Genomic DNA, 15,256 nt, shown 5'->3' on the forward strand with positions numbered 1-15,256 from the left:
ATACACCGCCGTCGCCGAACACGGTCCGTGTTCAGCCCATTTCTGCAACATCATTCCCCCTCATCATCCCGGCCTGTCGCTGGTGCTTCAGCCGGTAGCTTTCGCCGGCAATCGGCACGATGTGCGCATGGTGCAGTAGCCTATCGAGCAGGGCCGCGGTCAGCGTCGTATCCTGCGCAAAGGTCGTGTCCCATTGCCCAAACGGCAGGTTGCTGGTCACGATCAGGCTGCTGCGTTCGTACAGGGCCGCGATCACTTGGAAGAACAGGTTCGCCTGCTCCCGGTTCATCGGCAAGTAGCCGATCTCGTCGATGATCAAGAGCCGGTATGCTTTGATCGCGCGATGCATCACCGCTTTCAAATTGTTCTGGGTATGCGCCGTCGTCAACGCCAGCATCAGGTCGGCCGCCGTGGTGAAGCGCGTCTTGATGCCGGCCTGGGTGGCCTTGTAACCGAGTGCCATCGCCAGGTGCGTCTTGCCCACGCCGCTGGGGCCGACCAGCACCACGTTCTCATGTCGCTCAACGAAGCCCAGGCCAGCCAGCTCCTCGACCTGACTGCGTTTCACGCCTTTGGCGAAGTCATAGTTAAACTCGTCCAGCGTCTTCACCGCTGGGAATCCTGCCAGTCGGGTCATCGTGCTTTGCTTGCGCACGTTGCGCCCGGCGACTTCCTCCCTCAGCAGGCCCTCCAGGAAGTCGCTGTAGGCCATTTCCTGCTTCGCTGCCTTCTGCGTTGCAGCGCCGTAGCCCTGGGCCACGAACGGCAGGTTCAGGCTCTCGCACAACGCCGCGATACGCTCGTGCTGCAGGTTCATGCCGCCACTCCTTCCGTTACCCGTACCAGCAGCGCGTCATACACCTGCAACGGATGCTGTACTGGAGATGGCTGGGCGATCCGCTCCACCACTGCCGCCGGCCGCGGCACCGTAGGTGCTGCGGCGGTCGGTTGCGGCCTGGCTGCCGCGATGTCCGCACGCCACGGTGCCGGCAGCGCTTGCAGATGCTCCACTTCCCGCTTCAATGCTTCAGCTGGTGGCTCGCCAGTCGTACCGTGGATGCGCGCATTGGCCACCTCGCGCAGCCAGTGGGCCACTTCCACATTGGCCGTTACGACGTCGAGCTTCTGGCCGCTTTGCGCCAGCCGGCTCGCCAGCGGCACATAGAACGAGCGGCGCAGGTAGCCATTGAAGCGTTCGACTTTTCCCTTGGTCTTGGCCCGGTACGGCTGGCACAGCTTGATCACGAAACCGCTATGCCTGGCAAAGTCCAGGAAGCCGGCGTGGAAGCGGTGCTCGCCTTCGCCGTACGCATCGCGCTCCAGCACCACTGTTTTCATGTTGTCGTACAGGACCCGCCGCGTCACGCCCCCAAACGCCGCAAAAGCGCGCTCATGGCAGGCGATCAGGGTTTCCACCTTCATGTTGCTGACGAACTCCACGTAGCTGGCCCGGCTAAAACCGAGCGTCGCGCAGAACGCATGTAACGGCGCGCTGCCTTTGCGGAATTCAACCCAGTCCACCTGCAGCTGCTCGCCCATCGCCGTCTCGAAGCGCACCACCGGGTCGGCCGGAGGCGCCGGGCGCAAGGTGCGCACGAAGGCGCGCAACTGGCTCATGCCGCCCTCGTAGCCGCGCGCGGCGATCTCGCGGTACAGCACGGTGGCCGGTATCACGTCGGGCTGAGCAGCTTGCTGCCGATCCTTCAGGTACTGCTCGAATTGCGCCAGCTTCGTCTTGCGCTTCACTTTGCGTTCGTACTTCGGCACAGCCTCCAGGGCCAGATGCCGGCGCACCGTGTTCACTGCGCAGCCTACCTCGGCGGCGATCTGCCGAAGGCTTAACCCATGCTTCTTCAGGAGTTGGATTTCCACGTACACCTCTTTGGATTTCAAGGCCGCTCCGCAAAGCGGCCATCTTCTCAAAATGGTGTATCAGTTTTCAATCGCTGCCTGTATCAGTTTACAACCGCTGCTGACAAGCTGGAGCTACGCATGAACGGCGGCGCCCACGCTGCCTGACATGACATACGGAGAACGCGACTGACCGTTCAGTTTCCAGTCGCTGGAACGCAAGCTTGTCTTGGAAGAAGCCGAGCGCGCCAGGGCCGAGGATGCGCTACGCCAGGTCAACACGATGGAGGCGGTCGCCCAGCTGGTCAGCGACGTGGTGGGCGCGAGTTCAACAATGTCGGGTGAAATCACTTGCTCTGCATGCCGTAGCGGCTCGAGGAAATCACGCAGCTGGTGCAGTAGTTGCTGGACGACTGAAAAAATTCAAGTCTGAAAATACAAAGCAAAAAACCCCACCAGGATCACCTGGTGGGGTTTTTCATATAACTAGCCTGACGATAACCTACTTTCACACTGGTTGCAGCACTATCATCGGCGCAAAGTCGTTTCACGGTCCTGTTCGGGATGGGAAGGGGTGGGACCGACTTGCTATGGTCATCAGGCTTTGACTTGTCGTGAAATTTGACCACATGGTCAAACTTCACCAATCCGGAAGAAGTAAGTTCTTGTTGTTCTTGGGGTAGCAGTATCAACAAACTGCAGCTGTATTCTTGACTCGTCTATAACCTACCAAGGTTATAGGGACAAGCCGTACGGGCAATTAGTACTGGTTAGCTTAATGCATTACTGCACTTCCACACCCAGCCTATCAACGTCCTGGTCTCGAACGACCCTTCAAGGAGCTCAAGGCTCCGGGAAATCTCATCTTAAGGCAAGTTTCCCGCTTAGATGCTTTCAGCGGTTATCTCTTCCGAACTTAGCTACCCGGCAATGCCACTGGCGTGACAACCGGTACACCAGAGGTTCGTCCACTCCGGTCCTCTCGTACTAGGAGCAGCCCCCTTCAAATTTCCAACGCCCACGGCAGATAGGGACCAAACTGTCTCACGACGTTTTAAACCCAGCTCACGTACCACTTTAAATGGCGAACAGCCATACCCTTGGGACCGGCTACAGCCCCAGGATGTGATGAGCCGACATCGAGGTGCCAAACTCCCCCGTCGATATGAACTCTTGGGAGGAATCAGCCTGTTATCCCCAGAGTACCTTTTATCCGTTGAGCGATGGCCCTTCCATACAGAACCACCGGATCACTATGTCCTACTTTCGTACCTGCTCGACTTGTCGGTCTCGCAGTTAAGCACGCTTATGCCATTGCACTATTAGCACGATGTCCGACCGTACCTAGCGTACCTTCGAACTCCTCCGTTACACTTTAGGAGGAGACCGCCCCAGTCAAACTGCCTACCATGCACTGTCCCCGATCCGGATAACGGACCAAGGTTAGAACCTCAAACAAACCAGGGTGGTATTTCAAGGATGGCTCCACGGGAACTGGCGTCCCCGCTTCAAAGCCTCCCACCTATCCTACACAGATTGGTTCAAAGTCCAATGCAAAGCTACAGTAAAGGTTCATGGGGTCTTTCCGTCTAGCCGCGGGTAGATTGCATCATCACAAACATTTCAACTTCGCTGAGTCTCGGGAGGAGACAGTGTGGCCATCGTTACGCCATTCGTGCAGGTCGGAACTTACCCGACAAGGAATTTCGCTACCTTAGGACCGTTATAGTTACGGCCGCCGTTTACTGGGACTTCAATCAAGAGCTTGCACCCCATCATTTAATCTTCCAGCACCGGGCAGGCGTCACACCCTATACGTCCACTTTCGTGTTTGCAGAGTGCTGTGTTTTTATTAAACAGTCGCAGCCACCAGTTTATTGCAACCCTTTCACCCTTCTGCAGTAAAGCAGTCAAGCTACCGGGGCGTACCTTATCCCGAAGTTACGGTACCAATTTGCCGAGTTCCTTCTCCCGAGTTCTCTCAAGCGCCTTAGAATACTCATCTCGCCCACCTGTGTCGGTTTGCGGTACGGTCTCGTATGACTGAAGCTTAGAGGCTTTTCTTGGAACCACTTCCGATTGCTTCGCACCACATGGGTGCCCGTCCCAGTCCCTTGAATCCTGCGCCCGGATTTGCCTAAGCGCCTTCTATGAACCAGAAACCAGCTATTCCAACAGCTGGACAACCTTCCGCGATCCGTCCCCCCATCGCATCATACGACGGTGCAGGAATATTAACCTGCTTCCCATCAGCTACGCATCTCTGCCTCGCCTTAGGGGCCGACTCACCCTGCTCCGATGAACGTTGAACAGGAAACCTTGGGCTTACGGCGTGCGGGCTTTTCACCCGCATTATCGCTACTCATGTCAGCATTCGCACTTCTGATACCTCCAGCATCCTTCACAAGACACCTTCGCAGGCTTACAGAACGCTCTCCTACCATATCTATTGCTAGATATCCGCAGCTTCGGTGACTGGCTTAGCCCCGTTACATCTTCCGCGCAGGACGACTCGATCAGTGAGCTATTACGCTTTCTTTAAATGGTGGCTGCTTCTAAGCCAACATCCTGACTGTTTTAGCCTTCCCACTTCGTTTTCCACTTAGCCAATCTTTGGGACCTTAGCTGGCGGTCTGGGTTGTTTCCCTCTTGACGCCGGACGTTAGCACCCGACGTCTGTCTCCCAAGCTCGCACTCATCGGTATTCGGAGTTTGCAATGGTTTGGTAAGTCGCAATGACCCCCTAGCCATAACAGTGCTCTACCCCCGATGGTGATACTTGAGGCACTACCTAAATAGTTTTCGGAGAGAACCAGCTATTTCCAGGTTTGTTTAGCCTTTCACCCCTACCCACAGCTCATCCCCTAATTTTTCAACATTAGTGGGTTCGGACCTCCAGGGCGTGTTACCGCACCTTCATCCTGGCCATGGGTAGATCACCTGGTTTCGGGTCTACACCCAGCGACTGTCGCCCTGTTCGGACTCGATTTCTCTACGGCTCCCCTATTCGGTTAACCTCGCCACTGAATGTAAGTCGCTGACCCATTATACAAAAGGTACGCCGTCACCCCATAAAGAGGCTCCGACTGTTTGTATGCACACGGTTTCAGGATCTATTTCACTCCCCTCCCGGGGTTCTTTTCGCCTTTCCCTCACGGTACTGGTTCACTATCGGTCGATTACGAGTATTTAGCCTTGGAGGATGGTCCCCCCATGTTCAGACAGGATTTCTCGTGTCCCGCCCTACTTGTCGTACGCTTAGTACCACCGTCTGAATTTCGTGTACGGGGCTATCACCCGCTATGGCCAACATTTCCAGGTTGTTCCACTATTCAATCGACTATCACGTACAGGCTCTTCCCATTTCGCTCGCCACTACTTTGGGAATCTCGGTTGATTTCTTTTCCTGCAGCTACTTAGATGTTTCAGTTCGCCGCGTTCGCTTTGCATACCTATGTATTCAGTATGCAATGACCCAAAGGGCCGGGTTTCCCCATTCGGAAATCTGCGGATCAAAGTGTGTTTGCTCACTCCCCGCAGCTTATCGCAAGCTACTACGTCCTTCATCGCCTGTAATCGCCAAGGCATCCACCATGTGCACTTATTCGCTTGTCCCTATAACGTTGGCCCCTCATGAGTTAAGGGATCGTCATAGAAATCAAGAGTACAGCTCATTGCATGTTTGTTGATACTTGATTACTACCCTAAGTGTGCTCGCTCATCGTTTCCGATTCGCTTACACGCTTAAAAAAACTTTACTTCTTCCAGATTGTTAAAGAACGAGAACTACACTTATCGAAGACCAGGGCCTTGAATAAGCACAGTCCAGTCAACAGCCGATAAGTGTGAACGTTTGATGCTGAAGCTTTCGCTTCCGGTGCTACTCTAGAAAGGAGGTGATCCAGCCGCACCTTCCGATACGGCTACCTTGTTACGACTTCACCCCAGTCACGAATCCTACCGTGGTAAGCGCCCTCCTTGCGGTTAAGCTACCTACTTCTGGTAAAACCCGCTCCCATGGTGTGACGGGCGGTGTGTACAAGACCCGGGAACGTATTCACCGCGGCATGCTGATCCGCGATTACTAGCGATTCCAACTTCACGTAGTCGAGTTGCAGACTACGATCCGGACTACGATACACTTTCTGGGATTAGCTCCCCCTCGCGGGTTGGCGGCCCTCTGTATGTACCATTGTATGACGTGTGAAGCCCTACCCATAAGGGCCATGAGGACTTGACGTCATCCCCACCTTCCTCCGGTTTGTCACCGGCAGTCTCATTAGAGTGCTCTTGCGTAGCAACTAATGACAAGGGTTGCGCTCGTTGCGGGACTTAACCCAACATCTCACGACACGAGCTGACGACAGCCATGCAGCACCTGTGTGAAGGTTCCCTTTCGGGCACTCCCAAATCTCTTCAGGATTCCTTCCATGTCAAGGGTAGGTAAGGTTTTTCGCGTTGCATCGAATTAATCCACATCATCCACCGCTTGTGCGGGTCCCCGTCAATTCCTTTGAGTTTTAATCTTGCGACCGTACTCCCCAGGCGGTCTACTTCACGCGTTAGCTGCGTTACCAAGTTAATTAAAACCCGACAACTAGTAGACATCGTTTAGGGCGTGGACTACCAGGGTATCTAATCCTGTTTGCTCCCCACGCTTTCGTGCATGAGCGTCAATCTTGACCCAGGGGGCTGCCTTCGCCATCGGTGTTCCTCCACATCTCTACGCATTTCACTGCTACACGTGGAATTCTACCCCCCTCTGCCAGATTCAAGCCTTGCAGTCTCCAACGCAATTCCCAGGTTGAGCCCGGGGCTTTCACGTCAGACTTACAAAACCGCCTGCGCACGCTTTACGCCCAGTAATTCCGATTAACGCTTGCACCCTACGTATTACCGCGGCTGCTGGCACGTAGTTAGCCGGTGCTTATTCTTCAGGTACCGTCATTAGCCGAAGGTATTAGCTTCAGCCGTTTCTTCCCTGACAAAAGAGCTTTACAACCCGAAGGCCTTCTTCACTCACGCGGCATTGCTGGATCAGGCTTGCGCCCATTGTCCAAAATTCCCCACTGCTGCCTCCCGTAGGAGTCTGGACCGTGTCTCAGTTCCAGTGTGGCTGGTCGTCCTCTCAGACCAGCTACTGATCGTCGCCTTGGTAGGCCTTTACCCCACCAACTAGCTAATCAGACATCGGCCGCTCCAAAAGCATGAGGTCTTGCGATCCCCCACTTTCTTCCGTAGAACGTATGCGGTATTAGCGCAACTTTCGCTGCGTTATCCCCCACTTCTGGGTACGTTCCGATGTATTACTCACCCGTTCGCCACTCGCCACCAGACCGAAGCCCGTGCTGCCGTTCGACTTGCATGTGTAAAGCATGCCGCCAGCGTTCAATCTGAGCCAGGATCAAACTCTTCAGTTCAATCTCTGTTTGTCGAAACCGGTATTGCTACCGGTTTCGAAATCGATCCACTGGATCGATTTCGCTCACTCAAAATACTGACGAAACCTTCTTGCGAAGATTTACGTTTATTTCTTGTGAACATTTGATAATTTAAGTAATCACTGACCGAAGTCAGCGGCACCTTCATCAAACGCCCACACTTATCGACTGTTGATTGTTAAAGAACCGTTGCCCTGTTCTGCTATCGCTACGAAGCGTTGTGTTCGTCAGCAGCAGAGAAGCGAGATTATGCGGTGTTTTGCGTTTATCGTCAAGCCCCTCTTTTTCCTTCGCTGCCGTTCGTTTTGCGAACCGATGCAGCGCTGGAAGGCACGAATCATAGCAAAGGCGGCCAAGGTGGCGCAAGGGGCCGCGTGAGTTTTTGAGACATTTCAGCCCACCTGAAGCCGACAATATTTGCACGCTCCTCCTTATTCGCGCAGGCTCATCGTCGCGTAATTCGGATCGGCCCTGATTTTTTCCTGCGTAAACGGCAGCACCGGCCACTCCTTGCGCGAGTACACCTGGGTCTGGTCGGCATACCAGGGCGACTTGGGATCGGTCGACTGCCCATAGGTCAGCACCCCCTGCGCCACGGGGCCCTGCTCGTCGAAGCCGACGGTCTGGATATAGCTTTGTCCCCAGTGGGCGCCGACATAGCCGTTGGCGGTCAGGCCGGTGCGCATCGTCAGGGAGCTGTACGTCCCCTCCTGGTTGCCGTTGCCGCCGTGCAGTGCGATCCGTACGCCATTGCGCGGCTCGACCTGGACGTCCCCGAGCCGAGCATCGAGCGCGATGCCGAGCGACTGCAGCTTGACGGCGGCGTCGCGCAGCGCTGCCAGCATGGCCGGCATCGCCGCCGGCGCCACGCCATTGGGCGTATTCACTGGGTCGGCAGGATTGAAGGGATTCGCCCACTTGTTCGGAATGCTTGACGCCGCGCTCCAGAATTCGCGGAACAGCACCGCGCCGCGGCTGTCGACATTGGCGCGGCGGTCCCAGGCCTGCAGCACGTTGCAGGCCTGGCGCGACAATTCATTACTCAAGGCCGCGCACTCGGTCAGCAGTTCGGGCAGCACCAGCTCGGCGGCATACACGCGGTTCGAGAAGGCCAGCGCCTGCATGTCGGCAAGGGTCAGCTTGCTGCGCTGCGCCAGCAGGTCTTCCATCTGGCGAAAGCCGATGCGGGTGCGCAGGCTCTGCTCGACGCCGGTGCGTCCATACAGCGGCGAGAAGCCCAGCGGCGCCGGGCCGGTGAGCAGCGCTTTCGGGTTGGTCAGCCAGTAGCTGTCGTTCGAGTTGCCGACGTAATCGGTGCGCAGCATCCATGGCGCCGTCGCCGGCGCATAGATGCCGGGCGGCGCGCCCGCATCCTGTCCCCAGGCGCAACTGCTGCGCGAACCGTCGAACAGCAGCGCTGCCTGCAGCAGCAGGCAACCGTTCACGAACTTGTCGGCATTCATGTGCGGCACCACGCTGGCGTCCGCATACAGCGCATTGCCTTCGCGGTCGGCCGCAACCGTGTTCACCCAGGGCAGGCCGACCACCTTCTCGAGCGAGTCCTTCAGCGCGCGCACGCTGCCGGCCGTGCCGATGCCCAGCCACTGCTCGAGCATGCGGGTGTTGTAGCGGTTCGGGTCGGCCAGGACATAGGCGGCACCAGCGGTCCAGGTCATGCCTGCGGCCGTCCGATTGATGACGGCGCCCTGGTGGCTGAAATAGAAGGTCTTGCTGCGCCGGCCCACCAGCCCGTCCGGCAGCAGTGCGTCGACGGTGACCGTCTTCGACGTCATCTTGCGGCGCTCGCCATCATATAAGTAGGTGGTGCCGGTCGGATCGGTGGGGTCGAGCGCCAGCCGGAAGGTGGTGAAATGGTAGGCGAAGGTGACGGTATGGCTCCAGGCGACATCCTTGTTGAAGCCGATGACGACCGCCGGCACGCCGCCGATGATCACGCCCATCGCATCGTAGCGGCCGGGCACGGTCAGGTGGGCCTGGTAGAAGCGGTCGGCGGTGGTCCAGGGATAGTGCGGATTCCCGAGCAGCAGGCCGCGCCCGTTGGCCGACAGGTCCTTGCCGACCGCCAGGGCGTTGCTGCCGAATCCCTGGCGGTTGAGTTGATCGAGCTGGGCCACCAGGGTGGCCGCATCGATACGGCGCGGCGCCGCTTTCGCCAGGCTGACCGTGGCCCCCGGAACGCGGCCCGCGGCGACGAAGTCCCGGGCGAAGGCCTGGCCGGACGCGTGCAGCGCCTTCTCCGCCACCACCAGGTACATGTCGTCGAGCGTGATCGGACGCACCCACTTGGCGTCCGAGCAGGCCGCGGGCAGCTTGCCGGCATAGTCCTTCAGGTAGCGGTTGTAGCCTTCGACGAAGCCTTCGAGCAGCTGGCGCGGCTCCGGCGTGCCGGCGGCGTAATTGGTGCGCAGTTGTTCGATGTCGAGGTAGCCCTTGAAGAAGAAGTCGCTCTCTTCATTGTTCAGGTCCATGAAGCCGCTGCCGCCGCCGTACTCGTCGCCGGTGCGCTGGCGCGGCCGGGCCTCGGCGCCGAAGAACAGCGAACGCTCGCCGCGCACGGTCAGCACCGAGTCGGCGAACATGCAGACGTTGTCCTGGGCATAGGCATAAGCCAGCCCGTAGGCCAGGCTGCGGTAATCCTCGGCGCGCACATGCGGGATGCCGTGGGTGGTGCGCGCAACCTCGACCTGGATGCGCGCGGCGGTCTGCACCGGCGGCGGCACAGCCGGGTCGTCGTCCTTGTCGCGGCTGCAGGCGCCCAGCGCCAGCGCGGTGGCGAGCGCCACTGCCATCAGTTGGATGCGAGGAAAGGCAGGGCTTGACATGGAGAACTTTCTGCGGCCAGCGGCCCGCGGCAGAGAATGTTAAAATCGCACAGAACTCTAAACAATCTTTAACGCCATGCCTACTGGCGAAAGTGATGGGTTCACACAGAGCGGGTAGCGCATGGCGCACGTTAGAAACAATGTGTTGTTATTTCGTGAATGTTTCTTCTTATGCGAGATAGCGAACAGTGCGCAAGATGCCAAAAGGTAATACTTCGCCCTGTAACTCCCCGAGAGCCGAGGCCTTCGAGGCCCTGGTAACAGACTAATGTTTTAATTGACGAAAAGCAGAACAATGAAAGCATCCAACAAACTCGCCGCACTGATCGCACTGGCCTGCGCAACCATGGTGAACGCCCACGCGGCACCGCAAGAGGCAGCTTCCCAGCAGTCCGCGCAAGCTGATTCGGCCTACGTGAATCCGGATTGGGCCAACAGCGCCTGGTACGCAGGCGTGGGCGCTGGACGCTCGCGCGCCGACATCGACCAGAGCGCGCTGCAGCGCACCCTGAACTCGAACGGCTCGACCCTGAGCAGCTTCAACACTGACGACCGCGACGTCACCTGGAAGCTGTTCGTCGGTAAGCAGCTGAACCGCTACTTCGCCATCGAAGCCGGCTACTTCGAGCTGGAGAATTTCAGCTTCGAATCCTGGACCAACCGTGGCAACCTGAACGGTGAGACCAAGTTCCGCGGCGTGAACCTCGACCTGGTCGGCCGCCTGCCGCTGACCGAGCGCCTGACCTTCCTGGCGCGCGGCGGTGTCCAGTACACCCGTGCCAAGACCCACTTCAACGGCAGCCGCCTGGATGCCGTGACCGTCGCCAACCCGCCGAACGAAGGCCGCCGCCACGGCAAGTACGGCGTGGGCCTGGAATACGCGCTGAGCGAAACCATGGCACTGCGCGGCGAAGTGGAGCGCTACCGCGTGACCGACGCGGTGCAGAACCGCGGCGACATCGACACCGCCACCGTGAGCCTGGTCTGGAAGTTCGGCCGCCCGGCCCCGGTCGCCTACGTCGCACCGGCACCGGTCGCCGCACCTGAGCCGGCGCCAGCACCGGCACCGGTGGTCGCACCGGCACCGGCACCGGAACCGGTCCCGACCTCGGAAAAGGTCTCGATCGCGGCTGAAGCCCTGTTCGACTTCGACAAGGCAATCGTCAAGCCGGAAGGCAAGGCGGCACTGGACGAGTTCATGGCGAAGCTGGAAGGCCTGAACACCGAAGTCATGATCGCCGTCGGCCACACCGACTCGGTCGGCACCGACGCCTACAACGAGAAGCTGTCGCTGCGCCGCGCCGAAGCCGTCAAGGCCTACATGGTCTCGAAAGGCCTGGATCCGGCCCGCCTGTACACCGAAGGCAAGGGCGAGACCCAGCCGGTCGCCGACAACAGCACCGCCGAAGGCCGCGCCAAGAACCGCCGCGTGACCATCGAAGTGGTCGGTACCCGCACCGTCACCAAGTAATCCCGCCCGACCCCAGGAAAGCGCCCGGTGCAAGCCGTGGCGCTTTTCTTTTTTGTGGCGGGCACGCCGCAAGCCCGGCGCCCGCATTCGGTACAATGCGCGGGATGACCATCCTGCTTTCCACGCTCAACGCGCGCTACACCCACGCTTCCCTCGGACTGCGTTACCTGCTGGCCAACATGGGGCCGCTGCAGGAGAGAACCCGCATCCACGAATTCGTCATCGGCGCCAAGACCAGCGACCTGGCCGAACGCATCCTGGCGCACCAGCCGCGCATCCTCGGGCTGGGCGTCTACATCTGGAACGTCGAAGAGACCACCCGCCTGGTGGCGCTGCTCAAGCGCGTCGCGCCGCAGCTCATCATCGTGCTGGGCGGCCCGGAAGTCTCGCACGAGACTGGCGAGCAGCCGATCGTGCGGCTGGCCGACTACGTCGTCACCGGCTGGGGCGACGTCACCTTTCCCAAGCTGTGCGCCGACATCCTGAACGGCCCCAAGCCCCTGATGAAGGTGCATGCCGGCGTGCAGCCGCCGATGGCGGAGATCGCCCTGCCCTATTCCTTGTATAGCGACGAGGACATCGCCCACCGCACCCTGTACGTGGAAGCCTCGCGCGGCTGTCCGTTCAAGTGCGAGTTCTGCCTGTCTTCGCTGGACAAGACCGCCTGGCCCTTCCCCCTGGACGCCTTTTTGGCCGAGATGGAGTCGCTGCATGCACGCGGCGCGCGCCTGTTCAAGTTCGTCGACCGCACCTTCAACCTGAACGTCAAGACCAGCCTGCGCATCATGCAGTTCTTCCTCGACAAGCTGGAAGCGAATCCGGAGGATCCGGTCTACGCCCACTTCGAGCTGGTCCCCGACCACCTGCCCGAAGCCCTGAAGGAGACGATCGCCAGGTTCCCGCCCGGCGCGTTGCAGTTCGAGATCGGCATCCAGAGCTTCAACCCCGAGGTGCAGGCGCTGGTGAGCCGGCGCCAGGACAATGCCAGGGCCGCCGACAACATCCGCTGGCTGACCGAACGCTCGCAGACCCACCTGCACGTGGACCTGATCGCCGGCCTGCCCGGCGAGGACGTGGCCAGCTTCGCGCGCGGATTTGACCAGTTGGTCAAACTTGGCGCCCAGGAGATCCAGTTCGGCATCCTCAAGCGCCTGCGCGGCACCCCGATCATCCGCCATACCGAGCCGTTCGGCATGGTCTACGATCCCTACCCGCCCTATACCGTGCTGGCCACCGACCGGATCGACTTCCCGACCATGCAGGGCCTGGTGCGCTTCGCCCGCTACTGGGACCTGGTGGCCAACTCGGGCCGCTTCGCCAACACCACCCGCGTGCTGCTGGGCGACGCCCCGTTCGACAACTTCATGGCCTTTTCAAGCTGGATCTACACCAGGACCGATGCGACCCACCGGATCGCGCTCGAGAAGCTGGCCAAGCTGGTGCAGGAGTGGCTGCAGCTGCGCGGCATGACGCGCGAGGAAGCGGCCGCCCTGCTGGCGCTGGACTATGCGGGCAAGCTCGATACGGCGCCGGCGCACAAGCCGGCTACGGCAGTTCCCGAACGCCAGGCACGCCACCTGGCGGCATAGCGCACTATGTTAGGAAGCGTGTAGCAGCGATAACGATTCTCTTTTACACTGGCGCAATGCAGATTGAAAATGCGCCAATATTAACCATCCAGCATCCAGACCAGGCCTCGGGCGCCAAGGCGGACCAATCTGTCATGGCGAGCGGCGTCTGGCAGGTACATACGCTGTCGCGCAAAGGCGTGCTCAAGGCGATTACCCGCACCCTGGGCACGCTCCAAAAAAACAGGCAGACCCTCGCCTGGGACCTCTCCGGCATCGAGCGCCTCGACCACGTCGGCGCCCAGATGTTCTGGAACGCCTGGGGCAAGCAGCGTCCCGCCAGCCTCAAGCTCGACCCGCAGCACGAAGAGCTGTTCGGCCGCATCGAGAAGGCCAGCGACATCAAGCTGCCGCGTCATAAGCTCAGCCCGCTGCACTGGCTGATCGTGCTGGGCGGCGGCATGCTGTCCTTCTTCGAACACCTGCGCGCCTTCGTGGGCCTGATCGGCCAGCTGATCCTGGACCTGGGCCGCTTCATGCGCCGCCCGCAGGCCGGCCCCTGGCGCGAGATCTCGGCCAATATCTACCATTCCGGCTTCCAGGCGCTCGGCATCACGGCGATGGTCGGCTTCCTGATCGGGGTCGTGCTGTCCTTCCTGTCCTCGCAGCAGCTGCGCATGTTCGGCGGCGACATCTACATCGTCGACATCCTCGGCATGGCCGTGATCCGCGAACTGGGCCCGCTGCTGGCGGCGATCCTGGTGGCGGGCCGCTCCGGCTCCTCAATCACCGCCCAGCTGGGCGTGATGCGCGTGACCGAGGAACTCGACGCCATGCTGGTGATGGGCATCTCGCACGGCCAGCGCCTGATCATGCCCAAGGTGATCGCGCTCGCCATCTCGATGCCGCTGCTGGTGGTCTGGACCGACGCCATGGCCCTGATCGGCGGCATGGTCTCGGCCAAGATCGAGCTTGGCCTGTCGTTCCGCTACTTCATCCAGAAGCTGCCGGATGCGGTGCCGATAGCGAACTATACGATCGGCCTGCTCAAGGGCGCCACCTTCGGCATGCTGATCGCGCTGGTGTCCTGCCACTTCGGCCTGCGCATCAAGCCGAACACCGAGAGCCTGGGCCGCGGCACCACCACCGCGGTGGTCACGGCGATCACCGTGGTCATCCTGGCGGACGCGGTGTTCGCCATCATCTTCAACGACGTGGGGTTCTGATGGCGGACTTGAAAGAACGCGCGCCGCAGCGCCTGAACAAGCGCCCCGACGAAGACGTCGGGCCGCCGGTGGTCGAGATCCGCAACCTGTGGAAGCGCTTCGGGCGCACCGTGGTGCACCAGGACCTGAACCTCGACATCTATGCGGGCGAAATCCTCAGCATCGTCGGCGGTTCCGGCACCGGCAAGACCGTGCTGCTGCGCCAGATGCTGGGCCTGGAGCGCCCCTCGGACGGCTGCGTGAAGGTGTTCGGCGAGGACATCAGCCAGGCCAAACCGGAACAGCTGCAGCACATGCGCAACCACTGGGGCATGCTGTTCCAGCAGGGCGCGCTATATTCGGCCCTGAGCGTGTTCGACAACATCGCCTTCCCGATGCGCGAGCTGCGCTCGCTGCCCGAGGACGTGATCCGCGACGCGGTGCTGCTCAAGATGGACATGGTCGGCCTCGGTCCCGAGCACGCCAACAAGATGCCGTCCGACCTGTCGGGCGGGATGGTCAAGCGCGCGGCCCTGGCGCGCGCCCTCGCGCTGGAGCCGCGCCTGCTGTTCCTGGACGAACCGACGGCGGGCCTCGACCCGGACCTGTCGGACGCCTTCGTGTCACTGATCCAAACCCTGCACAGCGAACTGAAGCTCACCGTGGTGATGGTCACGCACGACCTCGACACGCTGTTCGCGCTGTCGTCGCGCATCGCGGTGCTGGCCGAGAAGCACGTGCTGGCGGTCGGGCCGGCCTGCGACGTGCTGCGGGTCCAGCATCCCTTTATCAAACACTTTTTCCTGGGCCCGCGCGGCCAGCGGGCGCTGGAAGTGCTCGAAGAGCGCCAGGCCCAGAACGATTCGGAGGACTGAAT

Annotated in this window: 7 protein-coding genes and 3 rRNA genes; 4 read left to right on the forward strand and 6 right to left on the reverse strand. The window is 60.1% G+C overall.

The window, feature by feature from the left end:
• Positions 1-31: 31 nt before the first annotated feature.
• From istB to MasN3_RS25020, 6 genes are all read right to left on the reverse strand, one after another.
• Positions 32-817, reverse strand: coding sequence for an IS21-like element helper ATPase IstB (gene istB, locus MasN3_RS24995; protein ID WP_281907820.1), 786 nt, complete (start codon positions 815-817; stop codon positions 32-34).
• The gene (gene istA / locus MasN3_RS25000; protein ID WP_281907819.1) at positions 814-1,893 is read right to left on the reverse strand and encodes an IS21 family transposase; all 1,080 of its coding nucleotides are present in this window, start codon (positions 1,891-1,893) and stop codon (positions 814-816) included. The genes istB and istA overlap by 4 nt, the downstream gene beginning before the upstream one ends.
• 447 nt (positions 1,894-2,340) lie before the next feature.
• Positions 2,341-2,453, reverse strand: a 5S ribosomal RNA gene (gene rrf / locus MasN3_RS25005).
• 137 nt (positions 2,454-2,590) lie between these two features.
• Positions 2,591-5,466: ribosomal RNA gene (locus MasN3_RS25010) — 23S ribosomal RNA — on the reverse strand.
• A 274-nt stretch (positions 5,467-5,740) separates the two neighbouring features.
• Positions 5,741-7,271: ribosomal RNA gene (locus MasN3_RS25015) — 16S ribosomal RNA — on the reverse strand.
• Together the 16S, 23S and 5S rRNA genes form the textbook arrangement of a ribosomal RNA operon.
• A 452-nt stretch (positions 7,272-7,723) precedes the next feature.
• On the reverse strand, positions 7,724-10,102 hold the full coding sequence (locus MasN3_RS25020) for a penicillin acylase family protein (protein ID WP_281911146.1): 2,379 nt from the start codon (positions 10,100-10,102) through the stop codon (positions 7,724-7,726).
• A gap of 328 nt (positions 10,103-10,430) precedes the next feature.
• Here MasN3_RS25020 and MasN3_RS25350 point away from each other — a divergent pair, with 328 nt between their 5' ends.
• The 4 genes from MasN3_RS25350 to MasN3_RS25045 all read left to right on the forward strand — a co-directional run bounded on the left by MasN3_RS25350 (position 10,431) and on the right by MasN3_RS25045 (position 15,254).
• Positions 10,431-11,606, forward strand: a complete 1,176-nt coding sequence (locus tag MasN3_RS25350) for an OmpA family protein (protein ID WP_370662320.1) — start codon at positions 10,431-10,433, stop codon at positions 11,604-11,606.
• Between the two features lie 104 nt (positions 11,607-11,710).
• Entirely contained in the window at positions 11,711-13,195 is a 1,485-nt protein-coding gene (locus MasN3_RS25035; RefSeq protein WP_281911148.1) for a B12-binding domain-containing radical SAM protein, read from the forward strand.
• Positions 13,196-13,251: 56 nt separating this feature from the next.
• Entirely contained in the window at positions 13,252-14,400 is a 1,149-nt protein-coding gene (locus MasN3_RS25040; protein WP_370662321.1) for an MlaE family ABC transporter permease, read from the forward strand.
• On the forward strand, positions 14,400-15,254 hold the full coding sequence (locus MasN3_RS25045; RefSeq protein ID WP_281911152.1) for an ABC transporter ATP-binding protein: 855 nt from the start codon (positions 14,400-14,402) through the stop codon (positions 15,252-15,254). The genes MasN3_RS25040 and MasN3_RS25045 overlap by 1 nt, the downstream gene beginning before the upstream one ends.
• The last annotated feature ends 2 nt before the right edge of the window (positions 15,255-15,256 follow it).

Source organism: Massilia varians, assembly GCF_027923905.1.
GTDB lineage: Bacteria > Pseudomonadota > Gammaproteobacteria > Burkholderiales > Burkholderiaceae_D > Telluria > Telluria varians_B.

Bases quoted from the DNA above. Each gene is read 5' to 3' on its own strand.
- istB (WP_281907820.1), bottom strand. From the start codon at position 817: ATGAACCTGCAGCACGAGCGTATCGCGGCGTTGTGCGAGAGCCTGAAC.
- MasN3_RS25020 (WP_281911146.1), bottom strand. From the start codon at position 10,102: ATGGCAGTGGCGCTCGCCACCGCGCTGGCGCTGGGCGCCTGCAGCCGC.
- MasN3_RS25350 (WP_370662320.1), top strand. From the start codon at position 10,431: ATGAAAGCATCCAACAAACTCGCCGCACTGATCGCACTGGCCTGCGCA.
- MasN3_RS25035 (WP_281911148.1), top strand. From the start codon at position 11,711: ATGACCATCCTGCTTTCCACGCTCAACGCGCGCTACACCCACGCTTCC.
- MasN3_RS25040 (WP_370662321.1), top strand. From the start codon at position 13,252: ATGCAGATTGAAAATGCGCCAATATTAACCATCCAGCATCCAGACCAG.
- MasN3_RS25045 (WP_281911152.1), top strand. From the start codon at position 14,400: ATGGCGGACTTGAAAGAACGCGCGCCGCAGCGCCTGAACAAGCGCCCC.